Here is a 25,523-nt window from a genome sequence, read left to right on the forward strand (position 1 = left end):
ACAGCAGGCCAATTATTTTTAATATTTAAATAACCCTAATTTTTGTACAATACCTTTTTCTAAGTCGTTAAGCTGTTTTATCGTCACATCAAGGTGTTCAGCTTCTTGAGCTAGTGATTTTGCCCCAAAGTTGATCTTTTCCATCGTGACTAAAATCCCTTGTGTGGTTAGTGTTTGCTGCTCTGAACTGGCAGCTATTCGTTCATTCATCAGATTTATTTCGTCAACTTGTTGCGCAATATTGTGAAACACATGCTGGCTTTGCTCATTGGCTACAATTACTTGGCTGCTAACGTGTTTGCTTTTTTGAGAAGCGGCTACGCATTCGCTGGCGTTGGTTTGTAGTGCACCAATAATGGCCTCAATTTCAGATGTGGAATGATATGTCTTACTCGCCAGTGCACGAACTTCATCGGCCACCACGGCAAATCCTCGACCGGACTCCCCAGCTCTGGCAGCTTCAATCGCCGCATTAAGCGCAAGTAAGTTTGTTTGCTCGGCAATGTTTTTGATGACGTCGAGCACTTGGCTTATTTCATTACTGCGACTGTCAAGTTGTTCAACCACACTTGCGGTATGATCTAATTGTTTTTCTAGCTCATGGATCAAAGTACTGTTATTACCCATACTTAACTGTCCTTCTTGACATAAGCTTTGTACTTTGGCTGTCTGATCTGCTGTTTGGGTTGCACCAAATGCAATTTCTTTGGTTGCTTCGCTAAGTTGGCTTAATGATAAGGTAGCGGCATCAGTTAGTGCATATTCTTGCTCTGCTTCATATTTAGATCTGACCGTGGCCTCATTTACAGAGCCTGCAATGATCTCCAGCTCTGTGGCTGTTTTACCGAGGTTGGCAATGATTTGCTGAACCTCGTTAATAAAGCGATTAAAACCTGCGACTAAATAGCCAATTTCATCACTCGATTGATAGTTAATACGTTGGGTTAAATCACCGCCGCCGCGTACTAATTCATCAACAAGTTGGTTTACACCAACAATGGGTTTAATAATGATAAAACGGCACACGTAAATGAGGGTCACACCGAGCAGTAAAAATGAAATAGCCAAAGTGATCACCATGGTTTGCACCGCTTTAAAAATACCTTCATTGAGCTTATCTTGGCTATATTTAATGTTGATTGCGCCAATTGCTTGTTCAGCAGTAAATAAAGGTAATTGGTGAGTAAGTAAATCTTGGCCATTGTTTTTTTGACCAACTACACCTAGCAGCTTGTTACGATGATCAACGACTTCTATATGTTGAATGTTATGGTTATTTGCGAAGGCATTTATAATTTGTGTAATCAGTGGTTTATCGTATGAAAAAACGGGCTCAGCTAAGATCACGGTTAATTGTTGATCCAATGCGGTTATGTTTTCTTGCCATTGCCCAGTTTCACTATTTTTTAATAGGTAATAATTAACACTAACAACGAAAGAAAAAATGATAACTAGGCAAATGCTGAGCGCGATAATTATTTTATATTGTAATGATTTCATTTTGTTACGGTTCTCTCTTTAAGTGGGTCGAACCAAAGTTCTGGGCGGGAAAGTGGGGTCATTGAGCTTAGGTTAGGGTTGTTTAATGGAATAATTGTCCGCTGCTGCAAGTTAGCTTTTTGCAATACCATTTGTACCTGACTGTCGTTAAAAAACATGCGATTAAAACTGCCATCGGCAATCATGTTATTAAGCGATTGTGTGAGCTTATTTGCAAGTTGTGTATTCTCCTTGGCAACAAAAAAATACAGTGGTGCGGTGTATTTTAATAGTATGTATGGGTCGACGGTTAAGTTTAAATCCTGATAATTGATTAGCTCATCCCAGGGCTCATTGACGCCACGTGGAAAATAATCGAATCGCCCACCTTCAAGCATTGGGAATAGGTTTGGATACTTTAGAGTAGTGACTACATTCAGGCCATTTTCTTTTAAAATTGTAGTGTCTGGCCACGTTTTACCTTGACCTGCACTAAACCTTTTTAAGTCATTTAAGTTACTTATCTGTTTAAAAAGATCGGCATTTTGCTCGGTGACAACTGCTAAGCGCATACCCAGAAGGCCTCTAAAAAGTGGGATGTATATCGCTTGGTAATCTTGCTCAAGGGATTGCGAGGTCATGCTCCACATGACATCGAGCTGACCTATCTTTACATCATTTAAAATACGCGCATTTGAAATGTCTTTATCACTTTCGTATGGGTGAACATAGTCCAAGTTTGCATTATCCAATGCTGCAATTAATAATTTATGGGGGAGGGATGTATCCTTTGAGTAACTTTGTAATTTTACAGGCTCGCCATAGCTAACAAAGCTGATGAAGAGTATTAAGCTTAAGAGTAAATAATGCATAAAAATCGTATTGTTATAATTGTGTAAATTACAAACTACGATTGTTTTATATTCGGCTCAACCTTTTGTTATATGCATACGTATTCAACGTGCCGCAAGGTCAAAAAGCGATCACTTGGTAACCATGATGGCAATCTCTGTTTTATAGTCATTTGCATAAAGACTAATACGGATATTGTCACTTCCTGACGCGTAAAATAACGTCATGCGTGTATTATTACCTCGCGTTAATTGTGGTTCACCAAGCTTTAAAAGGTAAAACTTTGCAACATCAGTAACTGATTGCGCAGAATAACCCGTTTGTACGAGCGGGTAGTCATCGGCAATTTGTAAGGTTGATTTAAAGTCATTCGGCAAAGGGACTGAGCTTAAACCTGCATCACTCGAAAATGCAGTAAACGTGAGTATTATCAGCGTAGCCCGTATTAGTTTTTTCACATTATGCCTCTTGCAAACTGAATTTTATTTATAAAGCACTTACACTAAATTTTATTACGAATTAAGTCACGCACTAAAAAACGTGCAGGATGAATTGCTTGGCTTACGCGCTCACTCAGCGGGCTTGGCTCATTATTTAAATGGGCAATTAAATGCTCTGCTGCTAATGGTGCACTACATAAGCCTCGGGCGCCAAAGCCCGTAAGTATGTGTAAGCCTTGTTGGGGTTGTTGTAATGGCTGATACTGATAGCGCTTACCCAAGCGTAGGTTTGCAAACGCAGTTACATAATCGGTTTGCTCTGCCCATTCCCCAGCCATTGGTAGGTGATCAATAAAACTACATCGAACAGCCGCTTTGGCTGAATTTATTTCACCTAAACTGGTCGCAAACTCACAATGGCCGTAAAAATTAAGCAGCTGGTCGCGATTTTTGACATTGTCTTGTTCAGTGACTTCGCGGCTTTTTGAGTTTTTTTCAAATGTCGCTCCCATGCAATGTTTACCTAAATAGGCTGGCGTAAAATACCCTTTATGACACAGTACCGTTTTAAGTTTTTTAGACGCCTCGCTTGCTTGTACATGGGATACCTGACCTCGCACCCCTACAATGGGCAGTGCTTTAGTTTGTGTAAAACGATCACTATGCTCGCCAGCGCAAATAATAACATCACTAAATGGGCCGAATTGTGCTTGCTCACTTTTGAGTATCCAACCATTGGGTGTTTTTTCAAGTGTGTCGATGTCACAGTTAAAGTGACTTTGTATATCAGACAGGGCACGTGCTTGCTCAAAGAGAGCGTTAACTAGTTGCGGCGGGTTAACCCAACCAGCTAAGGGAAAATACACCCCTGCGTAACCAGACTCAACCCCCGCTATTTCATCCGCCTGCTCTGGGGTCACACTGTGCATTAACGCATTGGGCCAAAGTTGTTTGGTTTCAATATTTAGATGGCGCTCTGCTAAAGGCTGCTTAACAGCGTGTTGCAGCACTCCGCACCATTGATGGTCAAAGCTATAGCCATTAGTCGTTAATTGCTGATACAAACGCTTTGCATATAAAAAACTATGCGCAAAAAATTCACTGTGTGGCGAATTTTTGGCTTGCAAATGAGGATAAACAGCCCCTTGCACATTATGAGACGCGCCCATTGCAAGTTGACTATCTTGACAAAATAATTGGCTCTTAATTCCTCGCTTCGCCAAGCTATAAAGCGCCGCACTACTGGCAATCCCCCCGCCTATAACTGCAACATTGGTTAATTGACTTGCTTGATTAGCAAAATAAGGCGGAGCTGAATGTGTGCTATTTGCTTGCGCTAACTTGCCCGTTAGCATTTCTCGTTTGCGGCCATACCCTTTGGCTTTTTGCACTTCAAAGCCTGCTGCAATTAACCCTCTGCGTACAAACCCTGCGGCAGTGAAGGTTGCTAAGGTGGCATTATTACGAGAAATATCAACCATGCGCTGAAATAAGCTTTGTTGCCACATGTCGGGATTTTTACTCGGTGCAAAACCATCTAAATACCAAGCATCAATCAGCCCTAATTGGTTATAAGCCATATTATTAATCGACTCTTGTACATCCCCAAAATATAAATCGAGAACAACGCAGCCGTTATCAAATTCAAGGCGATGGCAGCCTGCCAAGTTAATTGGGTAATTCTGTAAGAGTTGTTTACTCAATAGTGCCAGTTCAGGCCATGCTTGTAATGCAGTCGCTAAATCACTTTTCTTAATGGGATACTTTTCAAAAGAAATAAAATAGAGTCGGTTAACGTTTTGTTGATTTTGAACTTTATTCTCGTCATGCTGCCTATTGGCTAAGTGAGTTTTAAATTGCAGCCACGTATTAAGAAAGTTAAGCCCAGTACCAAAGCCAGTTTCAGCAATAACAAAATGTGATCGGTCATGATTTTGTAATCGTCTGGGAATATCATTTTGTTGATAGAACACGTAATTGGACTCTGCCAGACCGTCGTCGTTAGAAAAATAAACGTCGTCGAAGTTATTGGCAACGGGAGTGCCTAAGTGATTAAAGTGAATATCAGCGTTTTTGATCATGGCATGCAATTAATTAAAGAGTACTTTTTTTCATTATTTTACGTGTTTTCTTTGAAATAGTCTGGCGTTATTTATAAGCTATACGTTCAGAGTACATGTGTACGCTAGAAAGCTGACCACTTAGTTATAAAATTCAGCGTAAAATAGATCACAATTTAGTATCAAGCTAAGGTAATTACCCATGAGAAGAGCCGTTATTACGGGCATCGGTGTTGTTTCAAGCATCGGCAACAACAAAGAAGAAGTGTTAGAATCGTTAAAAACAGGGAAAAGCGGGATTGCTTTTAACCCTGAATTTGCTGAATATAATTTACGCAGTAACGTATCAGGCAAAATTGATATTGACGTTAAAGAGTTTGTTGACCGTAAAGCAATGCGCTTTATGGGCGATGCCGCAGCCTATTCGTATATTTCAATGGCTGAAGCGATTGCAGATTCAGGCTTGTCAGATGAGCAAGTATCAAATGAACGTACAGGGATCATTGTTGGTTCTGGTGGCGGCTCATCTAAATGGCAAGTAGAAGCAGCTGACATTTTACGCGAAAAAGGCGTTAAACGTGTAGGCCCTTATATGGTGCCACGTACTATGGCCAGTACGACTTCTGCATGTTTAGCGACACCGTTTAAAATTAAAGGTGTTAACTACTCAATCAGTTCAGCATGTGCGACGTCTGCGCATTGTATTGGCAACGCTGTAGAACAAATTCAGCTAGGCAAGCAAGACGTTGTTTTTGCCGGTGGTGGTGAAGAGCTACACTGGACTCTAGCAATGGAATTTGACGCTATGGGTGCACTTTCAACTAAATATAATGAAACACCAGAAAAAGCCTCTCGTACTTACGATGCTAATCGTGATGGTTTTGTTATCTCTGGCGGCGGCGGTATTGTCGTTGTTGAAGAGCTTGAGCACGCGCTTGCACGTGGTGCTCACATTTATGCTGAAATAGTTGGTTATGGTGCGACATCAGATGGTTATGACATGGTTGCTCCGTCAGGTGAAGGTGCGGCGCGTTGTATGCGTCAAGCAATGCAAGGCGTAGATAGCATTGATTACTTAAATACTCATGGCACATCAACACCGGTTGGTGATGTTAAAGAGCTTGGCGCAATTCAAGAAGTATTTGGTAGTAATTCACCAATGATCAGCGCAACGAAAGCAATGACAGGCCACGCATTAGGTGCCGCTGGTGTTCATGAAGCTATTTTCTCATTGCTTATGCTTGAACATGGTTTTGTTGCACCATCAATTAATATTGATGAGCTAGATGAGCAAGCCGCAGGCTTAAACATTGTTACTGAGCGTAAAGACGTTGAACTAAATACTGTTATGTCTAACAGCTTCGGTTTTGGTGGTACTAACGCTACATTAGTAATGAGCAAGTACAAAGGCTAATTTAGTCAAGACGAATTAGTTTAGAAGCCGAGCAACTTGCTCGGCTTTTTCGTTTTCAAAAGTGGCTGAGGTTCGTTACAATAGCGCCTCTTCGTGTCAACTGGACTTGTTAATGAAAATTCTTGCGGATCAAAACATGCCACTCGTTGAGCAGTACTTTGCTGATTTTGGTGAAGTAACGCGTTTTGACGGTCGTACATTGCAAAGTGAACAGCTAATTGATGTTGATGTATTATTAACTCGCTCAGTCACACTTGTGAACCAAGCGTTGTTAAGTCACGCTGATAAATTACAATTTGTAGGCACGGCAACGATTGGCATTGATCACATTGATACCGATTTACTCAATCAACGTAATATCTCTTTTACCAGTGCCCCTGGCTGTAATGCTGTTGCGGTTGCTGAGTATGTGATTAGCAGTTTGTTTGCATTGTGCCAAGAAAATGCAACTAGCTTAGAGGGAAAAACCATCGGTATAGTTGGTGTTGGCAACATAGGGAGTTGTTTACGAGAGAAGCTTGCAGCTCTTGATGTCAACGTGTTGCTGTGTGATCCGCCTAAGCATGAAGCAGGGCAATTAGCAGAGCATATCGACATTGATACACTCCTCGCTAAAGCTGATATTGTTACTTTTCATGTCCCATTGGTGACCACGGGCAAACATAAAACCTTACATTTACTGGATAAAGTGCGATTAGCTTCACTTAAATCAGGCATGACAGTGATCAATGCCAGTCGTGGTGATGTCATTGATAATAAAGCCTTGTTAGAAGTGATGCAAAACGGTGCTCAATTGGATTTAGTGTTAGATGTATGGGAAAACGAGCCGACCATACTCACAGAGCTACTCGAATATGTGCGCTATGCCAGTGTACATATAGCAGGACATACACTAGAGGGTAAAGCTCGTGGCACACAAATGCTGTATCAAAAATTGTGTGTACACAAAGGTGTGCAAGCAAATAAAACCTTAGCTGATTTTTTACCAACGCCGGCTATTACCCAAATCACATTACAAGAAACGTTCAGTTTTGCTGACTTAGGTCAATTGATCCATGCTGTTTACGATGTTCGTCGTGATGACGGTATTTTACGCCGTAACCTAGCAACGGATGGATTTGATAGTTTACGCAAAAAGTACCCGATCCGTCGTGAATTTAGCACTGTAACTATTGCAGGCGCGAAACACAATAAAGCGCTTTTATCTGGGCTTGGTTTCGTAGTCGAATAATTTAAAATTTAAGCAGCGGCCATAATGGCGGTTGTTAAACGAGGAATACACATGTCACAAAAATATAATGTTGCCGTACTTGGCGCTACAGGCCTTGTTGGTCGCCAAATTATTGAAACGTTAGAAGATCGTAAGTTTCCTGTTGATCAATTATTTCTATTGGCAAGTAGCCGCAGTGCCGGTGAAGATATTAAATTTCGTGGTGAAACTATCGAAGTGCAAGATGTTGAAGGGTTTGACTTTAGCCAAGCACATATCGGCTTGTTCTCGGCAGGGGCAAGTGTGTCAGAAAAATACGCACCGATAGCAGCTGATGCAGGTTGTATTGTAATTGATAACACCTCACATTTTAGAAACGACTTTGAAGTGCCATTAGTTGTACCAGAGGTTAACGCTGCAAGTCTTGCTGATTTTAGAAATCGCAACATCATCGCTAATCCAAATTGTTCAACTATTCAAATGATGGTGGCGTTAAAACCAATTTATGATGCTTATGGCATTGATCGTATCAATGTATCAACTTATCAAGCAGTGTCTGGTGCGGGTAAACAAGCGGTTGATGAACTTGCTAAACAAACTGCTAATTTAATGAATGCGCGCCCAATAGATAACCAATTATTTCCAAAGCAAATAGCGTTTAACGTCATTCCACAAATTGATGTGTTTGAAGATAACGGTTACACCCGCGAAGAAATGAAAATGGTTAACGAAACTCACAAAATATTAGGTGATACTACTATTGCGGTTAACCCGACTTGTGTACGAGTACCTGTTTTCTTTGGTCATAGTGAAGCAATTAACCTTGAAACGCGTATGCCATATGACTTTGAACATGTTAAACAGCTATTGAATGATGCCCCAGGTCTTGAGTTAATTGATGATGAAGGGGATTACCCAACACCTGTATCAGATGCCAGTGGTAACGATACTGTGTATGTTGGTCGTTTACGCCAAGATATTTCTCATCCCCACGGCTTAAATATGTGGGTTGTTAGTGATAACACCCGTAAAGGTGCTGCGACTAATAGTGTGCAAATAGCTGAAGAGCTAATAGCTAACTACCTTTAATAAAAGATTAAAAAAGCGGCAATTTGCCGCTTTTTTATTTTTTAACCGCCAAATAATTGCCGCATAGCAGCTAAAAGCGTATAAACTTAATCTTAACGAAAACAAACTCTTTCAGCTGAGAAATTTTAAGCCATTACGTATCAAAGTGTTGCGATGGATATTAGACTGCAACTGGTTTATAGTCTGCAACTGGAATAGAGCTTGCAATAAAAATTTAATTAACTATTTATGTAAGTTATTTCTGTTAGAAATAATCAATGTTTAAGTGCCTAATTGTTAGGTGCTGCGTTAACATTTAAACATTAAAGGATCAGCATGCGCGGTTTAGCTTCACTCCTCTTATTAGCGTCTGCATTGGTGGTAACACCGATATACTCCCAAGACGGAGCTCAATTAAAAGGGCCTAAAGGCGTTGACTATGGCGTTCAAGGACGTTCAATTGGGCCAATAAAGCCGACTGATACATTATGGCGTATTGCAGCAAAAGTACGACCAGATAACTCGGTAAGTATTTATCAGGTTATGCAGGCTTTTTATGAAAAAAACCCTCAGTCATTTCTAGATCAAAACCTGAATCATATGCGTGATGGCGCGTATCTAAAAATCCCTACATTAGCTGAGATGCAAGCTGTAAGCCCTGAATTGGCAAAGCAACGCTCTGAGCAGGATGATGAGTTATGGGAAAAAAAGAAAAACGGCACACTGACAACAAGCGAAATAACCGCATCACAAAAGAAAGTTACTCAAGCGCGTAAAGTTGATGTTGATGAAGCAAAACAAGAATTAAAACAAGAAATCAACAGTATTAAAGCGCAGCAAGGTACGCAACTGGTCGAACTGCAAAAACAGTTCAAGTCATCAGTGGATAATGTTGAAGAGATATTAGTTGAGAATAATAAACTAAAGCAGCAGCTTACAGGAGTTTCTAAAGAGCTTGAGAGCATTCGCGAGCAACTCGGCCAAGACAGTGAAATTCAACGACAATTAAAAGAATTAATCGCCAAGCAAAATGAAATTATAGAGCAACAAAATGCAAAAAAGCTCGAAGAGACTAGCGAGTTTAGTTTTGCTGGACTATTAGCCAACCCGCTAGTTCTCATACTATTAATGACTATACCTGCCTTGTTGGTCATCTTTGCCATTATCATGTTTTTACGTAAACGTAATAACAGCCAAGATGAGAGTGCAGGTGATGATGAATTTTTACCGCAAAGCCCAAGTTATACCGCAGATGATATTGATGATGTAGGCCCTCCACTTGACCCCATTATTCCTGATCCAGTGCCCAATGATCTTGATGATTTAAGTGTGCAGTTGGACGATGTGAATGACGATATTTTACCAGACGATGACGACATTATTTTTGATGACAACATTGATGATGAATTTGAAGATGGGGATAGCTTATTAAATCAAGATGAACTCGATGGTTTACTGAGCGATGACATCGTATTTGATGATGAAAATAAAGAGCAAGAAGATGAGCTCGATATTTTCATGCAACAAGATTTTGACCAAACAGATGATGATAGTTTGGGTGACGATATCGATTTAGATATGAAGACGGATTCTGATGATGGCGGTATCTTGAGTGCTGCTGATTTAGATGATCTCTTCGCAAATGATAGCGATGAGCCTGTAGTGGCCGAAGAAGATGACTCAGATGATGAATTAGCTGCACTCAGTGAAGAATTAGCAGGTGAAAGTGGTGATTTTGACATCGACGCCTTGATCGACGAGCAAAGTACTAATAAATCAACCTCAGCAGAGCCTGAACTAGTTGAAGAAGACGATGAGTTTGATTTAGATGACATCGACGGCTTGATTGACGAAGCTGCAAGTGAAAAGAGTGCCGCAGAGCCTGAACTAGTTGAAGAAGACGATGAGTTTGATTTAGATGACATCGATGGCTTGATTGACGAAGCTGCAAGTGAAGAGAGTGCCGCTGAGCCTGAACTAGTTGAAGAAGACGATGAATTTGACTTAGATGACATCGACGGCTTGATTGACGAAGCTGCAAGTGAAAAGAGTGCCGCAGAGCCTGAACTAGTTGAAGAAGACGATGAATTTGACTTAGATGACATCGACGGCTTGATTGACGAAGCTGCAAGTGAAAAGAGTGCCGCAGAGCCTGAACTTGTTGAAGAAGATGATGAATTCGATTTAGATGACATCGACGAATTAGTCAATGAAACTGCAAGTGAAAAAGAGTGCCGCAGAGCCTGAGCTTGTTGAAGAAGACGATGAATTCGATTTAGATGACATCGATGGCTTGATTGACGAAGCTGCAAGTGAAAAGAGTGCCGCAGAGCCTGAACTAGTTGAAGAAGACGATGAATTCGATTTAGATGACATCGATGGCTTGATTGACGAAGCTGCAAGTGAAAAGAGTGCCGCAGAGCCTGAACTAGTTGAAGAAGACGATGAGTTTGACTTAGATGACATCGACACATTAGCTGATGAAACCGCGGGTGAAGGCAGTGCCGCAGAGCCTGAACTTGTTGAAGAAGATGATGAATTCGATTTAGATGACATCGACGAATTAGTCAATGAAACTGCAAGTGAAAAAGAGTGCCGCAGAGCCTGAACTAGTTGAAGAAGACGATGAGTTTGACTTAGGTGACATCGACACATTAGCTGATGAAACCGCGGGTGAAGACAGTGCCGCAGAGCCTGAACTAGTTGAAGAAGACGATGAGTTTGATTTAGATGACATCGACGGCTTGATTGACGAAGCTGCAAGTGAAGAGAGTGCCGCAGAGCCTGAGCTTGTTGAAGAAGACGACGAGTTTGATTTAGATGACATCGACGAATTAATAGATGAAGCTGCGGGTGATGACAGCTCAGCAGTGGCAGAACTAGCTGAGGAAGATGACACATTAGATGTTGATGAACTCGACGAATTAGTTGATGAAGCTGCTGGTGAAGACAGCCCAGCAGAGCCTGAGCTTGTTGAAGACAACGATGAATTTGATTTTGGCGATATTGATAGCTTATTAGATCAAACTGCTGATACACACTCTGAGCCTGAAGCTGGCATAGAGCCTATCGAAGCCGAAGATGAACTTGATTTAGGGGATATTGAAAGTTTAGCGGATGACACACATAACACGCAGCTTGATGAAGCACTTGCAGATTCGATGGAAGAGTTATCGAATGTAGAAGATGAGCTTGATGTTGAAGATGTTGAATCAATCGCTTCTAGTCTTGTTGATGAATTAGAACCTGAGTCAGAGATTATAGATACAGATGATTTATTGGCGCAATCGAGTGAAGAATCAACAGATGAGCTACTCGATGAAGACGATTTACTCGATGAATATGACGATCCATCACTCAAAAGTGTTGATGACTTACTCAATGAGCTACAGCAAGAAGATGATTATGTAGAGCCGCCAGAATGGTCTGACGTTGATGAATTGAATGATGAACTCAATGATGAAATTGAGGAAGTTGAAATAGACTTGGGCGATGACCCGCTTGCAGATGAAGAGCTTGCAGACGAGTTTGATCTTGCATTAGCAGATGAACCGCTTAACACAGAAACAGTGACCCCAAGCGTGGAGCTTGATGAATACCCTGAGCTTGAACTTGATGATGAAGAGAGTGAAGGTAGCGAAACGTTAGATGACTCTAATGCTGATACGCCCGAGCTACAACTTAGTCAAGCAGAGCAAGATCTGGCCAACGCCATGGCGACAGGACAAGATTTAGATAGCTTAGAGCAAGACTTTGACGATGAATTATTAATTGAAGATGAGTTGCTTGCTGATGATATCCCATCAAGCGAAGAGCCACAGCTTAGCGATGCGCTTACGGCGGATGAAAATATTGACGATGCAATTGAGTCAGCGATCGAGTTAGACGAGTCTTTAAAGCAGCCACCTGTATTGGATGATAGTTTAGATCCACAGCAAAATGAACTGTCAGACGATCAGCTTGATGACGACTTTATGGCTGATTTAACGCAAACTGATTTTGATGCATTACTCAGTGAGTTAGCTGAACCTGAGTCGCTAGAAATTGATGAAAGCAGTGACTTTGAAGTTGATTTTAATGCGTTGTTAAGTGAAGATCTTGCTGAATTAGAAGAGTTTTCAACAGCTGATGAAATGGACTTGCCTGAGCAAGTTGACGAGGTTGTTACTGCGCCAACAAATGAAGATGAGACTACCGAAGAATTTGTAGATATAGATGCATTGATTGAACAAAGTGATGACGCAAACTTAGATCATGAGCCTTATGATGATGTAAATATGGATGTCGGTCTGAGTGAGTTCGACGCTTTGTTAGCGGGGGATAACCCAACAGATGTTGATTTAGAAAGCGGCGGTTTTTCAGCTAAACTAGATTTAGCGCGAGCTTATATAGAAATAGGTGACATGGACGCAGCTCTGGATGCTATTGAGGATGTGATTGCCAATGGGCCTGAAGAAGTGCAAGAAGAAGCGCTTAGTTTAAAAGCCAAATTAGCTTAAATTAACAAAAGGGTATAAACGCAGTTTATACCCTTTTTTCATCAAAATGCGTTAGCTTTAAGAAAGACAACACTGCTAATTTGTAATGAGTTACTTTTATTAGATTAGCATATAGCATAAAATGCCCGTCCTTTAGTACAGTAGGTAAAGCAGTAATTATGCGAGTAGCACTTGGAGTTGAGTACAACGGCGCCCGTTACAGTGGTTGGCAACGTCAATCACATGTAAATAGTGTACAACAAGAAGTAGAAACCGCGCTTTCGCGTATCTGTAATCATCCAGTAGAAATCGTTTGCGCAGGCCGTACAGATGCGGGTGTGCATGGTACAGGTCAAGTTGTGCACTTTGATACCGATGCTGCGCGTGAGATGGTTGCATTTACGATGGGCATGAATACTTTATTGCCTAAAGATATTGCAATTCGTTTTGCTAAACCTGTTAGCGAAGATTTTCATGCTCGCTTTAGCGCGACAGCAAGACGCTACCGTTATGTGATTTACAATTCCTCCTACCGTGGCGCAATCATGAATGAAGGTGTTACTCATTTTCACCACCCGCTTGATGAGAAAAAAATGCAAGAGGCCTGTCAGTATCTGGTCGGTGAGCATGACTTTACATCGTTTCGCGCGTTACACTGTCAAGCTAATACAGCCAACCGAACTATTCATCATTTATCGGTAAAGCGCCAAGGTGAGTATGTGATCATTGATATTAAAGCAAATGCTTTTTTACATCACATGGTACGTAATATCACAGGGTGTTTGATGGATATCGGTTTACATAAGCAGCAACCGGTGTGGCTTAAAGAACTACTTGATTTTAAAGAGCGTGCTAAAGCCAGTGCGACAGCAAAAGCAGCGGGTTTATACTTAGTAGATGTTGATTACCCTGAGCAGTTTGAAATACCATCAACGCCGCTGGGGCCATTATTTTTAGCAGATACTGAAGTTTGATGGGTGATATTTTGAACGTATTCGCATAGGCATTTCACTACTAAGACCAGTTTTTTATACCGCCTATGTGTAATTCATGTTTTAATTGAAAAAATTTGTCTGTCAATTATCATTTGGCAGGAACGCAGCAAAGCACAGAATAGTATTAAGAGAGTTGCAAATGAGTTGGTTAGAAAAAATCCTACCTAAAACAACAAAGTCTTCGGCTCGTAAAGAGATACCTGAAGGTGTTTGGGCAAAATGTACAGATTGTGATTCGATTTTATATAAAGCTGAATTAGAAAAATCACTGAATGTATGCCCTAAATGCAATCATCACATGCGTGTGAGTGGTCGTAAGCGTCTTGAGCACTTCCTTGATGATGCAGATCGTCAAGAATTAGGCGCAGAGCACGAGCCAAAAGATGTTTTAAAATTTAAAGATTCTAAGAAATATTCAGATCGCATTACTGCTGCGCAGAAAGCCAGTGGTGAAAAAGACGCGTTAGTTGCCATGAAAGGCCGCTTAAAAGGTATTCCTGTCGCCGCTGTTGCATTTGAATTCTCATTTATGGGTGGTTCAATGGCATCGGTGGTTGGCGCGCGTTTTGTTGACGCAGTTGATCAGTGTTTAGAACATAATATGCCACTCATTTGTTTTTCTGCTTCTGGTGGCGCGCGAATGCAAGAGGCACTTATGTCGCTTATGCAAATGGCTAAAACTAGTGCAGCTCTTGCGAAAATGAGCGAAAAAGGCTTGCCGTTTATTTCTGTTCTTACTGATCCGACCATGGGTGGTGTATCAGCATCATTAGCCATGCTAGGTGATATCAACGTTGCAGAGCCAAAGGCATTAATTGGTTTTGCGGGTCCGCGTGTTATTGAGCAAACGGTACGTGAAACGTTACCGGAAGGTTTCCAGCGCAGTGAGTTTTTACTTGAGCACGGTGCAATTGATATGATTGTAGATCGCCGTGAGATGCGCGATACGCTAGCACGTGTATTGGCTAAATTTATGAACTTGCCTTCTACCGAACAAGAGCATAGAGTAGCGTAAATTTCAGCTTAACTGATTACACGCTATGACAAAAAACATTCCTAGCCAATCATCAAGCCTTGATGATTGGCTTTGTTATTTAGAAAGTGTTCACCCTGCAAATATTGCCATGGGCCTTGAACGCGTAGCCGACGTTGCTAACAACATTGGTTTATTACACACTTCAAGTAAAATCATTCTGATTGGTGGTACTAACGGTAAAGGCACCACAGCCCGCTGTTTAGAGTCGCTATTATTAGCACAAGGCTACAGCGTAGGTACGTATGCATCTCCGCACTTGATCCGTTATAACGAACGCGTACGAATAAACGGCGCAGAGCTTGATGATCAATTTCATATTGATGCATTTGATTTATTAGAGCAGGGGCGTGGCGACACACCACTGACTTATTTTGAATATGGTACACTTGGCGCGCTGGCTATTTTTAAGCGTCACGCTGTGGATTATGTGTTGTTAGAAGTGGGGCTGGGTGGGCGTTTTGACGCAACCAACATAGTCACACCTTATGCAAGTGTAATTACCACCATCGATTTAGATCACAAAGAATACCTAGGTGATACCCGCGAATTAGTGGGTTATGATAAAGCTGGTATTTTTAGAGCAGGCACCCCAGCTATTGTCGGCGATTTAAATATACCCCACACAGTGACTGATTACGGGCGGCAAATAAGTGCTGACATGTATTTATCAGGGCAGCAGTTTAACTTTGCTGAGTATGAACACACGTTTAGTTGGCAGTATCAAGGGCAGCAACTTGAACTTTCAAAGCCAGCCATTCCGTGTCAAAACGTGGCAACAGCGCTGACTACATTAGCCGTGTTAAACTTATTACCGGATGAGACAATGATCCGTGACTGTTTAACTAATTTAGTCGTTGAAGGTCGTTTTCAGCAACTAAGTCGTGAGCCTTTGGTCTATACTGATGTTGCGCATAATCCTGAATCTGCACGCTATTTAGCTAAAAAGTTAGCTCAGCTACAAGATCAAGGCTTTAAAGTTCATGCGTTAGTCGCTATGCTGGCTGATAAAGATAAAGTGGCTGTATTAAATGAACTGAACTCAGTCGTTGATACTTGGTATTTAGCTGGACTAACTTGCTTTCGTGGCGATAAAGTAGAAAACCTAGCTAAATCAATGGAGCAAGTGCAAACGCACGCGCGGATTGAACAATATCAAAGTGTTGATGACGCGTTAGATACGGTGTTGCCTCAGCTAGATGAGCAATCGATTTTGATTGTATTCGGCTCCTTTTTTACCGTAGCAGCTGCCATTAATTATTGGAAAAAATAGAGAGGAATCTGGTGAACTCAGGCTTTATAAATCGTTTGGTCGGCACAAGTATTGTGGTGATTGCAGCTATCGTGTTTATTCCTAACATTCTTGATGGCGAAAAAGTACATTACAAAGAAGGCTTTAAAGCCATCCCTGACCGCCCTGAGTTCAAAACCATCGATCTCCAAGAGGCAATTAATGATCAAGTGGCTAATGCTCAACAGCCAACAGCAGAAGCCGAGGAAGATATCTCAGCGGATGATGAACTGCTCACCAGTGCCGCTGAGGTCGCCGTGGAGTCAACATCCGCAGAGCAAGTAATGGTTGAAGCATCAACAGAGCAAGAAGCTGTTGTAGCTAAAGCGCAACCAGTTGAAAAGCAGCCAGAACCAGCTCGTAAACCTGAAGAGAACTTATCGAAAATGGCGTATGTGATCCAGCTTGGAAGCTTCTCACATGCTGCGAATGTTAAATCATTACAAGCGAAACTCAGTGACAAAGGGTTTAAAACGTTTACTCGTCCAGTGAAAACACCGAATGGTACTTTAACCAAAGTTTTTGTGGGTCCGTCGCTAAATAAAGCAGAGCTTGAGAGTAAACTCCCTGAATTAAAAGCGCTTACTAAACTCAATGGTAAAGTTACCCAATTTGAAGTAACAAAATGATCTGGCATTTAGTGTCGACCTCTTATAGAATGCGCCCCAAATTAACGACTAGTTGGTTCATATGATCTGGGTTGATTACGCCATTCTTGGCATTATTGCACTGTCTACTATTATCGGTTTAATTCGTGGCTTTATCAAAGAAGCAATGTCTTTGGCCGTGTGGGCTGGCGCATTTATCATCTCTAGTTTGTTTTACCAATATTTAGCTTCCTTTCTAACCAGTATTTCTGAACCCCTTTTAAGAAATGCAGCGGCCATTGCCATATTATTCTTTGCGACGCTATTGTTAGGCGGATTGTTAAACTACCTTTTGGGTGAACTGGTACATCGTACCGGCTTATCTGGCACTGACCGTGTCTTTGGCATTGTCTTTGGTGCACTTCGTGGCGTGTTGGTCGTGAGCGCGTTACTCTTCTTTCTTGATGCTTTTACTGGTGCACCTAATACGCACTGGTGGGGTAACTCTATTTTGATCCCAGAATTTGGCTTTGTTGTTGAGTGGTTTTTTTCATACCTCGAAAACAATTCAAGCTTCTTAAATTCGGTCAACCGTTAATCGGCGAGGAAAAATTTCATGTGTGGTATCGTTGGAATAGTCGGAACATCTCCTGTAAATCAGGCGATTTATGATGGCTTAACTGTTTTGCAACACCGTGGCCAAGATGCTGCGGGCATCATTACCATTGAAAACAACACCTTTAGTTTACGTAAAGCAAATGGCTTAGTGAAAGATGTATTTCACACCCGTCATATGAAGCGCTTACAAGGTACTATTGGTATCGGTCATGTGCGCTATCCGACTGCTGGCTCGTCTAGTTCGTCAGAAGCACAGCCGTTCTATGTTAACTCACCGTTTGGTATTGCTTTAGCGCACAATGGTAATTTAACTAATGCTGAGCAGCTTAAAGAGCAATTGTTCTGCGAAGCTCGTCGCCACGTTAACACAACCTCAGATTCAGAAATTTTACTTAACATCATGGCCCATGAATTAAGTAAACCGAATAAACTTAAGCTTGATCCTGAAGATATTTTTAACGGCATTACAGAAGTAATCAATAAAGTGCAGGGCGGCTATGCCACTATTGCGATGATTATTGGTCACGGTATTGTTGCCTTTCGTGATCCAAATGGCATTCGTCCATTAGTATTTGGTAAGCGTGATACAGCTCAGGGGACAGAATATATGTTTGCGTCGGAGAGCGTTGCACTTAAAACTGATGGCTTTGAGTTTGTTCGTGATGTAGCTCCAGGCGAAGCAATTTACGTGACTGAAGCAGGCGAGTTCTTCTCACAAACATGTGCAGAAAAGGCCTCGTATTCACCGTGTATTTTCGAGTTTGTATATTTTGCGCGTCCTGATTCAAATATTGACCGCATGTCTGTTTACGCGACTCGCGTTAATATGGGCACTAAATTAGGTGAAAAAATTGCACGTGAATGGGCAGATAAAGATATCGATGTCGTTATCCCAATCCCTGAAACATCGTGCGATGTAGCATTAGAAATTGCCCGTGTACTGGAACTACCATACCGCCAAGGTTTTGTTAAAAACCGTTATATTGGCCGCACGTTTATCATGCCTGGCCAAGAAATGCGTAAAAAGTCGGTACGTCAAAAGCTTAATGCGATTGACCGTGAGTTTAAAGGTAAAAACGTATTGTTAGTAGATGACTCAATTGTACGTGGTACTACATCTGCTCAAATCGTTGAAATGGCTCGCGAGTCTGGTGCTAAAAATGTTTACTTTGCTTCTGCTGCTCCAGAAATCCGCTTCCCGAATGTGTATGGTATCGATATGCCATCTGCTGCGGAGCTAATTGCTCATGGCCGTGAAGTTGAAGACATTAACGCAAGTATTGGTTCTGATGGTTTGATCTTCCAATCATTGACTGATTTAATTGCTGCAGTATCGCAAGAGAATCCTGAGATCACGCGATTTGAAACGTCAGTATTTGATGGTCAATATATTACCGGCGGCATTGATCAAGATTATTTAAATCGGATCGAGCAGCTACGTAATGATTCAGCAAAAAGTAGCCGTGAAAGTGCGATGTCTTCTGGTTTAGAGTTACATAACCAAGAAGAAAATGGTTCAGATTAACAAATAGTTAAATTCAAGATATAAAAAAAGGAGCTAAATTAAGCTCCTTTTTTATGAAGGAAAGAAATAATAACACTACTTTTTAATACAACTCACTGAACTTTTTAAACGCATTTATCCTATATTTATGTAAAAGTTGGGCTGACAATACCATTAGTCCAAAGCATTGCGGTGACCGCTAAAATAATCACCAGTAAAATTAATCCACAAGTTACTACTGAGCTTGCGTAAATAAAGCCGCGCTCTTGCGGTATATGCATTAAAATAGGCACTCCTGTGTACAATAAATAAACTGAGTAAGCTAAAGCAACAATACCTGCGCATACAACAAACCACAACTCCGGCCAAAACGCTGCTAACGCAGACATAAACACCGGTGTTGAAGTATAGGCTGCAAGCTCTAGGGTTTGGGTGAATGTTGGCTCGGCACCAAAAGTAACTGCCATCCAATGCGCTAAATAAGCCAATGCAAATACACCAACAATGAGTGCGGCGTACATTGCAGCTGCAATCAATATTGCACTATCGTGGGTTAAAAATACTGGATCACCAGTACCTATACTCCAACCTAAATAAACAGATGAGTAATAACCCATTACTGACGGAAACAGCGCTATCAACAATATATGTGAAAGGCTATACGTCAAACTTTCGTGACGGTTATCTATGGTTTGCCACTCTTCGAGCGGGTGGGCATAAATGCCCCATAAATGGTTTAATATCATAGTGTGTGCCCCATAAAAGGAAGTAGACGCTGTTTTATTTTTATACAGCTTGTATTAAGTTATGGTTCAGTTGTGGGGCCTTGTCAAGCAACCGCTCTGTGAAAAGTATATAGGCATAATCACATTAAAATTTAGCTTGGTTTTATTCTCTCGATGGTTTCGTGGTAAAATAATCGTTCGATGAATTTAATTTTAATGAGCAGCTTAACCCGTGCCATACAGCCAACTTTTACAACCAATCAATGAGTTTCTTATTTGCGAAACACCTCAAGCATGGATTGAGGAAGCCGTTAAAAAGGAAAACCTCACGGTTATTTTAATTGATCATCTGATTTGTGAGCAAACAGATAATATGTGCAAGTTATGATATAATCAGCAATGTAGCACATAGGAGTTTGTAATGGATACGAGTAATTTGTCAGGGAACGTATATTTATACCAACGTTTTAGTTCTTCTAGGCAAGAAGGAAATAGCTCTCTTTTTCGTCAGGGCGAAGCGCAAAAAGAATGGCTTAGCCGCCATCCGAAATGTGTGGTTGTTGAGCTTGATGATCAGCCACTAATTGATGCTGGTATTTCCGCATACACCGGAAAGCACGTGGAAGATGGTTCTTTAGGTCGATTGGTCAAGGCAATAGAATCAGGCTTGGTTGAAAGGGGCTCAATCATCCTAGTTGAACACTTCTCACGATTGACGCGAATGGACATTGATGAATCAGAGGATTTGATTAAAAAAATTTGGAAGCACGGAGTTTCAATCGTTACCGCGAGAGGGAATAATTATTACCCGCCAGAGGCGGTCAATGATTCCAAGCTGCGTATTTCTCTCATTATAGAAATAGAAAAAGCTCATGAAGAGTCTAAGTGGCGCTCAAAAAAGGTAAAGGGATCTTGGGAGCGAAGGGAAGACTTGGCCAAGAAGCATCAAATCCCTCCTAAAATGAAAATGCCATTTTGGTTGAATAGTGATGGCACATTGAATGAGTTTGCTCCTGTAGTTCGAGATCTATTCAAGTTGCATGCCTCAGGTGATGGTCAAGTAGTCATCGAGCGTAAATTACGAGCAAAGTATGGCGATATTAAACCACTGATAAATGTGAACCCAACTAAAATTATTCGAATTCTAAAAAATGAGAAATGTATTGGTAAGGTTTATGGTGAAACTCTTTATGAACCAGTGGTGGATGAGGCTACTTTTTATAGCGCACAGAGAATTCATGATGAACGTCTATATACCAGTGTTAGGGAGAATAGGATTTGGCCGTTACATGGTATGGTTAAATGTGGTCACTGTGGCAGTGGAATGAGTATTCAGCAGACTAAAGGCTCGCTTCCTTTGCTTAGGTGTAGCAGGAAACAGAGGTCGGGGGGCGAATATTGTGAATCATCGACAACATTCCCCTATGTAGTCGCATATCATTTTTTCCTTATTTATGTAGAGCCAGTGATATTGGCAATGATGTCTGACAACAAGCGTTTAAACGGCTACGAATTAGAACAAGTTAAAATTCATCAAGAAATTAAAAAACTTAGATTAGCATTGGCTGAAGCTAAATCTCTGTATAAAGAGCGTACTGATGCTGGTAAGAGCGCAATAGCTACTTTATCTATTATGGATGACTTGCAAGATGAGATTGATACTCATGAAAAAGCTTTGTCAGAAATACATGGAAAAATATCTGCCCAAAAGTCCTTAACAAGCATATCACAAGAGATCTATCAACTTTCAGTAGAAAAGCCTACAGAGTATAATCTAGAGCTAAATAGAATCGGCTTTAAAATTTGCTTAAAAGACAAGATACTTAGTTTTAAAGATCCAGATAGTGATACGGAACTGGCTTCGTTGCATTATGTTAAGTACGATCGGAAGCGATTGAGTTACGCATATACATTTCAAGGGAGTAAGAAGTTTTATAGTGCCGAGCAATCTAGCGGTGAAGTTAGAAGCCAAGATTGGACTGTAGAAAAGTTACTCCACCCAAGACGTAATAAAGAGCTACAGCCAAGTGATATTGCAGCAATGATGCATAATTTGAAAATAAATGAACAAAGCGGGACTAATTTCACTTTTAAAGTAAATGAGTAATTGAATGAATTTTGAAAACTACAACGCGTTATTGCAACCAATAAATGAGTTTCTTAAGTGTGAAACTCCACTAGAGTGGGTAAATGAGGCGAAGAAAAGCGCTAATTTGTCGATCATATTGTTGGACCATTTGATCTGTGAATTGAAAGCGGCGCAATCAGCAATGTTTTTAATCAGAAAGTATGCTGTAGATAAAGCTAGTGGTGATGCGCTACTTGAATGGTTAAAGCCGTTCGAAACATTTATCTATAAGCGTGAGGGGAATTGGCGAGAGTTAGCTAATAAGAATAAACTGTCCAAGTCGATGATACCAAAGTCAAATACGCCTTATGGTCAAGAGCTTATCGATAAAATGGTGACACTGATAAAAGAGGAGTTGCACCACTTCTATCAAGTACTTGAAATTATGGATGAGTACGAGATCGAGTATAAAAGCATTACTCCATGTCGCTATGCAAAAGGTATGTTACGTCACGTCAAAACCTATGAGCCAGATGCTTTAGTAGATAAGCTAATTATCGGCGCTTACATCGAAGCCCGCTCATGTGAGCGCTTTGCTAAATTAGCTCCGCATGTTGATAAGCGCTTAGGTGATTTTTATATATCACTACTGCGCTCTGAAGCGCGTCATTACCAAGATTATTTAACCCTTGCGCAAGAAATCAGTGAGTTTGATATCACTGAGCGTGTTGAGTTCTTTGGTCAGCTTGAAGCTGAGTTAATTTCAACCCCAGATGAAGACTTTAAATTTCACTCTGGTAGGCCAACGAATAGTTAGCTCATGTTGAAAATTTCACTCAAAAATATAGCCAAAGTATTGATTTGATTTGGCTATACTTTTACAGATAAAACTTTCTGGGTAGGTTACTACCAACGATAGTGGTCAATTACGTTATAAAAACCGTTTAGATCGCGCTCATTGATTTTCAATCGACTAGCTAGCATTGCACGGCCTTCTGGGTCAAGAAATCGTGACATTGCCAGCGCTTCCTGATTAGTTTTAGCGTTACTAAAACGACTTAACTTATCAATGATATAAGACTTATCTAGTCCTTTTTCATTAAGAACGGATTCTACGTGGTGGGTAACAGATAATTTCATCTCATGCTCTCCTTAGCGTTAGATATTATCAATATAAGCTCTATCATAGAGCCTTAAAATGTACGTCAAAAATTGTATCATACTTTCTAAGGAGCGACCGTCATCTATGCTAAAAATGTTTGCTTTTGTAAATTTTTTAGCGAGTCCGATAAGTACGGGAGATATTTTGCTCTAATTGAGCGATCCTTGCTTTGAGTGCAGTATACTCTAGACGCCGAATCTGTTTTAGTTCGTTCTGAACATGCGTTAGTACTCTTTTACTATTATCCAATTCGTCTATGATTTTTGCGTGTTCAATCTTTGCTAGCGCCAAGCTATTAGCTGTTGTTCTTAAATTACTTCTCAGGTTTTTCAACTCACTGTAGTGTTCATGTTTAGCACGGCTGTTCTTTACACCTCTAGTGAACCCGAATCTTTTGGCAACTCTTTCATAAAACTCTGTTTGTAATTCACTTAGCCTGCCTCTTGCGCCACCTATTATGGCTCTGCTGTTGAGTTTATTGTTTATCTTGGGTACAAGTAGGATGTGGGCGTGAACCGTTGATTCGTCATAATGCACTGAAAAACTGAGTAAATTTGATAATTTGCCACCGTGCAATTCTATAAGCCAACGCGCTGCCGCATTAAAATATTCTATGTGCTCCAGCTTGGTTAATTTGTTCATATGATCTGGTGAGCCTGTAATTATGACCTCATGAGCTAACACCGCGTTTTTACGAATTTTAAGGCCTTCAATAGAGCTCTCATAACGTTTCATACATGCGTCTATTGTTGAACAGCCTTTAGCGTGGATATTGCTGTGAGAAAGCCCTGTATTTATATTTGGAGTATTTTCAAGCCGAAGATTATGTGCAAGGGCTGCACGTAATTGCCTTTGTTCGTTGATCTTCGTGATCCTGAAAATACACTTGTCATTGCTGCTTTCATCCATGTTATCACCCTTAGATAATTTCCATTGAAATGCGGAAGCATCAGCGACATTGTCTATAGACAATGTCGAACACAATTGTAAATTGTGCACCCACTCCACAATTTTACAAGAGTAACGCTTCGCATAACTCGTCAAAATGTCGCTTCGCGGTGGGTTAATATCTATTGGGACGTGCGCAAATGGAGTCTATTAAACTCTCATGTTCGTTTGTCGAACTTGCTGCATCTTTATTCGTGCGAGTGCTGGGCACGCTCGGAAATTTGATTTTCTTTTTATGGATTTTGGCTTTGAAAATGATGTCATTATCCATAACAGGGTGGCAGATTGATCCGCTTAGTGAATCATTTCTCCAGAAAGCCGCTTGTGCTAGAGTTAAGTCAACAGGAATAGCTTTAAGGGTAGCGTTGCCATTTACAAGCTTTGTACCTTTATCGAAGTTAAAGTCTTTGGATTCCGTGACTTTTAAGTCTAGGGATACTACATCGTTGGTCGTTTCCAAGTTTAATCTGAACTTTAGGGTGTCATCAATTCTAACTGTAAGTGTATTGTCGAGGTTTGCAAAAATTGAGATGAATTCAATTTCAATGTATACGCTATCCATAGCTTTTCTCCTTGTGCTCTTAAATACTATTGTAACATTTTTTGGCTAACTCAACGCCAATAGGTCGAAATAAATATACTGGTAGTCTCTCACGTTGAGTCGTCTAAACTCTGTACTGAAATTTACCCACCTCAATCGTTCACTAATTAATTTAATATTTATAAGGGTAAAAATTACCGATATTGGTCTTTGTGTTAGAATCTTTACATATCGTAATGGAATACGTGGATTTGATATGGAAGAATTTACAAACAGTATTGATGATGAGCTGAGAGCACAATTTAGTGAGCTAAGTAAACTTACAACTAGAAAATTGGCAATTATTGCTAATATTCGATACTTGAAGAAAGAAAAAGCTGAACGAGAAGGCAAGGGAGGTGAAAAGCTCAGTGATGAGCAACTGTATTACCTTATCAGCTATGTTCTAGAACAACCTGTTCCAGCAACCAAACTATTTGGGGCTGGCGCGGAGAAATTCCAAAAAGATGAAAATTGGTGCCAAAAGGTTATTCGATTTGCCCCATTGGCTGAGCAGGTAAAGAGAATACTACATCGGCTTGAATTGGATTCAAATTATCATTTTATGCTCTTATTAAAATACCGCCTGTTTAAACAGAGGAAATTGCTTCGGTGTACTGATTACCGTTCATTTTTTAACTTGTTGAAGAGCTGGGCAATCATAGTAGGGACACTAGCAAAAAAAGATGAAGAGATTCAACGCTTGAACTCCTTAGTCGAGCACTTTGAAGTCCAATTAAAGCGTAATAGCTTGTGTCTTCAGACAATTGAGCGCACCACTCCCAAGGAGCATGCAATTTTACTCAATAAAGAATTTCCTAATATGACTTACAAGGATATTGCTGGAGTTGTTGGTGTTAGTAGACAAACCGTTTCAAACTATATAAAAAACAGTAGTTAAGCTTTTAGTTGTATTGAATTCATATCAGCCCATAATTCTGGTGAGGGAATACTTTTTAGTGTTTGAACCGTCAGTTAATAGAGGTCCTCCTACCCTAACTACTACACGCT

23 protein-coding genes and 1 pseudogene are annotated in these 25,523 nt (G+C 40.7%); 16 read left to right on the forward strand and 8 right to left on the reverse strand.

The genetic code is table 11. The features are described from left to right. Positions 1-18: 18 nt before the first annotated feature. The 4 genes from KAN5_RS02585 to mnmC form a co-directional block, all read right to left on the reverse strand. Positions 19-1,500, reverse strand: coding sequence for a methyl-accepting chemotaxis protein (locus KAN5_RS02585; RefSeq protein ID WP_244390379.1), 1,482 nt, complete (start codon positions 1,498-1,500; stop codon positions 19-21). After that, the gene (locus KAN5_RS02590) at positions 1,497-2,351 is read right to left on the reverse strand and encodes a transporter substrate-binding domain-containing protein (RefSeq protein ID WP_138555976.1); all 855 of its coding nucleotides are present in this window, start codon (positions 2,349-2,351) and stop codon (positions 1,497-1,499) included. The genes KAN5_RS02585 and KAN5_RS02590 overlap by 4 nt, the downstream gene beginning before the upstream one ends. A 111-nt stretch (positions 2,352-2,462) precedes the next feature. Continuing rightward, positions 2,463-2,789, reverse strand: a complete 327-nt coding sequence (locus tag KAN5_RS02595) for a hypothetical protein (protein ID WP_138555977.1) — start codon at positions 2,787-2,789, stop codon at positions 2,463-2,465. A gap of 44 nt (positions 2,790-2,833) precedes the next feature. Beyond that, positions 2,834-4,852, reverse strand: coding sequence for a bifunctional tRNA (5-methylaminomethyl-2-thiouridine)(34)-methyltransferase MnmD/FAD-dependent 5-carboxymethylaminomethyl-2-thiouridine(34) oxidoreductase MnmC (mnmC, locus tag KAN5_RS02600; protein ID WP_138555978.1), 2,019 nt, complete (start codon positions 4,850-4,852; stop codon positions 2,834-2,836). A 181-nt stretch (positions 4,853-5,033) separates the two neighbouring features. On the opposite strand from mnmC, the gene fabB reads away from it, so the two are divergent. The 12 genes from fabB to purF all read left to right on the forward strand — a co-directional run bounded on the left by fabB (position 5,034) and on the right by purF (position 19,050). Next, positions 5,034-6,245 carry a beta-ketoacyl-ACP synthase I gene (gene fabB, locus KAN5_RS02605; protein WP_016710214.1) on the forward strand — a complete coding sequence of 404 codons (1,212 nt, stop codon included), beginning with the start codon at positions 5,034-5,036 and terminating at the stop codon, positions 6,243-6,245. A gap of 112 nt (positions 6,246-6,357) precedes the next feature. After that, positions 6,358-7,476 (forward strand): 4-phosphoerythronate dehydrogenase, encoded by a 1,119-nt coding sequence (locus tag KAN5_RS02610; RefSeq protein ID WP_138555979.1) that lies wholly within the window; start codon positions 6,358-6,360, stop codon positions 7,474-7,476. 51 nt (positions 7,477-7,527) lie between these two features. Then, positions 7,528-8,544 carry an aspartate-semialdehyde dehydrogenase gene (locus tag KAN5_RS02615; RefSeq protein WP_016710216.1) on the forward strand — a complete coding sequence of 339 codons (1,017 nt, stop codon included), beginning with the start codon at positions 7,528-7,530 and terminating at the stop codon, positions 8,542-8,544. A gap of 315 nt (positions 8,545-8,859) precedes the next feature. Beyond that, on the forward strand, positions 8,860-10,770 hold the full coding sequence (locus KAN5_RS02620; RefSeq protein WP_244390381.1) for a FimV/HubP family polar landmark protein: 1,911 nt from the start codon (positions 8,860-8,862) through the stop codon (positions 10,768-10,770). After that, positions 10,733-11,131 (forward strand): hypothetical protein, encoded by a 399-nt coding sequence (locus tag KAN5_RS02625; RefSeq protein ID WP_244390383.1) that lies wholly within the window; start codon positions 10,733-10,735, stop codon positions 11,129-11,131. The genes KAN5_RS02620 and KAN5_RS02625 overlap by 38 nt, the downstream gene beginning before the upstream one ends. Continuing rightward, complete coding sequence (locus tag KAN5_RS02630) at positions 11,094-13,022, forward strand: FimV/HubP family polar landmark protein (protein WP_244390385.1); 1,929 nt, start codon at positions 11,094-11,096, stop codon at positions 13,020-13,022. The genes KAN5_RS02625 and KAN5_RS02630 overlap by 38 nt, the downstream gene beginning before the upstream one ends. A 158-nt stretch (positions 13,023-13,180) precedes the next feature. Continuing rightward, a complete protein-coding gene (truA, locus tag KAN5_RS02635) occupies positions 13,181-13,975 on the forward strand; it encodes a tRNA pseudouridine(38-40) synthase TruA (RefSeq protein ID WP_016710218.1) in 795 nt (264 codons plus the stop codon). Positions 13,976-14,135: 160 nt separating this feature from the next. Next, positions 14,136-15,011: an acetyl-CoA carboxylase, carboxyltransferase subunit beta gene (gene accD / locus KAN5_RS02640; protein WP_016710219.1), complete on the forward strand. Its 876-nt coding sequence runs from the start codon at positions 14,136-14,138 to the stop codon at positions 15,009-15,011. A gap of 25 nt (positions 15,012-15,036) precedes the next feature. Beyond that, positions 15,037-16,302: a bifunctional tetrahydrofolate synthase/dihydrofolate synthase gene (gene folC, locus KAN5_RS02645; RefSeq protein WP_244390387.1), complete on the forward strand. Its 1,266-nt coding sequence runs from the start codon at positions 15,037-15,039 to the stop codon at positions 16,300-16,302. An 11-nt stretch (positions 16,303-16,313) separates the two neighbouring features. Beyond that, complete coding sequence (locus tag KAN5_RS02650) at positions 16,314-16,949, forward strand: SPOR domain-containing protein (RefSeq protein ID WP_138554621.1); 636 nt, start codon at positions 16,314-16,316, stop codon at positions 16,947-16,949. A 61-nt stretch (positions 16,950-17,010) separates the two neighbouring features. After that, the gene (locus KAN5_RS02655) at positions 17,011-17,505 is read left to right on the forward strand and encodes a CvpA family protein (protein ID WP_016710222.1); all 495 of its coding nucleotides are present in this window, start codon (positions 17,011-17,013) and stop codon (positions 17,503-17,505) included. Between the two features lie 18 nt (positions 17,506-17,523). Continuing rightward, entirely contained in the window at positions 17,524-19,050 is a 1,527-nt protein-coding gene (gene purF, locus KAN5_RS02660; protein WP_016710223.1) for an amidophosphoribosyltransferase, read from the forward strand. Between the two features lie 125 nt (positions 19,051-19,175). On the opposite strand, the gene KAN5_RS02665 is transcribed toward purF, so the two are convergent. Further along, entirely contained in the window at positions 19,176-19,775 is a 600-nt protein-coding gene (locus KAN5_RS02665) for a Yip1 family protein (protein WP_016710224.1), read from the reverse strand. 211 nt (positions 19,776-19,986) lie between these two features. Between KAN5_RS02665 and miaE (KAN5_RS02670) the strand changes: the two are divergent. The 3 genes and pseudogenes from miaE (KAN5_RS02670) to miaE (KAN5_RS02680) form a co-directional block, all read left to right on the forward strand. Beyond that, positions 19,987-20,115: pseudogene (miaE, locus tag KAN5_RS02670) on the forward strand (tRNA isopentenyl-2-thiomethyl-A-37 hydroxylase MiaE); the annotation flags it as partial. A gap of 60 nt (positions 20,116-20,175) precedes the next feature. After that, positions 20,176-21,861 carry a recombinase family protein gene (locus KAN5_RS02675; protein WP_244390389.1) on the forward strand — a complete coding sequence of 562 codons (1,686 nt, stop codon included), beginning with the start codon at positions 20,176-20,178 and terminating at the stop codon, positions 21,859-21,861. Between the two features lie 4 nt (positions 21,862-21,865). Further along, on the forward strand, positions 21,866-22,639 hold the full coding sequence (gene miaE, locus KAN5_RS02680; RefSeq protein WP_244390391.1) for a tRNA isopentenyl-2-thiomethyl-A-37 hydroxylase MiaE: 774 nt from the start codon (positions 21,866-21,868) through the stop codon (positions 22,637-22,639). An 89-nt stretch (positions 22,640-22,728) separates the two neighbouring features. Here the strand turns inward: miaE (KAN5_RS02680) and KAN5_RS02685 are convergent, their stop codons facing one another. The 3 genes from KAN5_RS02685 to KAN5_RS02695 all read right to left on the reverse strand — a co-directional run bounded on the left by KAN5_RS02685 (position 22,729) and on the right by KAN5_RS02695 (position 24,494). Continuing rightward, positions 22,729-22,962, reverse strand: a complete 234-nt coding sequence (locus KAN5_RS02685) for a hypothetical protein (protein WP_244390393.1) — start codon at positions 22,960-22,962, stop codon at positions 22,729-22,731. A 136-nt stretch (positions 22,963-23,098) separates the two neighbouring features. Beyond that, positions 23,099-23,893: a MobV family relaxase gene (gene mobV / locus KAN5_RS02690; protein WP_244390395.1), complete on the reverse strand. Its 795-nt coding sequence runs from the start codon at positions 23,891-23,893 to the stop codon at positions 23,099-23,101. A 154-nt stretch (positions 23,894-24,047) separates the two neighbouring features. Beyond that, entirely contained in the window at positions 24,048-24,494 is a 447-nt protein-coding gene (locus tag KAN5_RS02695; protein WP_244390396.1) for a hypothetical protein, read from the reverse strand. A 235-nt stretch (positions 24,495-24,729) separates the two neighbouring features. Here KAN5_RS02695 and KAN5_RS02700 point away from each other — a divergent pair, with 235 nt between their 5' ends. Next, positions 24,730-25,413, forward strand: coding sequence for a hypothetical protein (locus KAN5_RS02700; RefSeq protein ID WP_244390398.1), 684 nt, complete (start codon positions 24,730-24,732; stop codon positions 25,411-25,413). Positions 25,414-25,523: the final 110 nt, after the last annotated feature.

The organism is Pseudoalteromonas sp. KAN5, from assembly GCF_022846535.1.
Lineage (GTDB): Bacteria > Pseudomonadota > Gammaproteobacteria > Enterobacterales > Alteromonadaceae > Pseudoalteromonas > Pseudoalteromonas haloplanktis.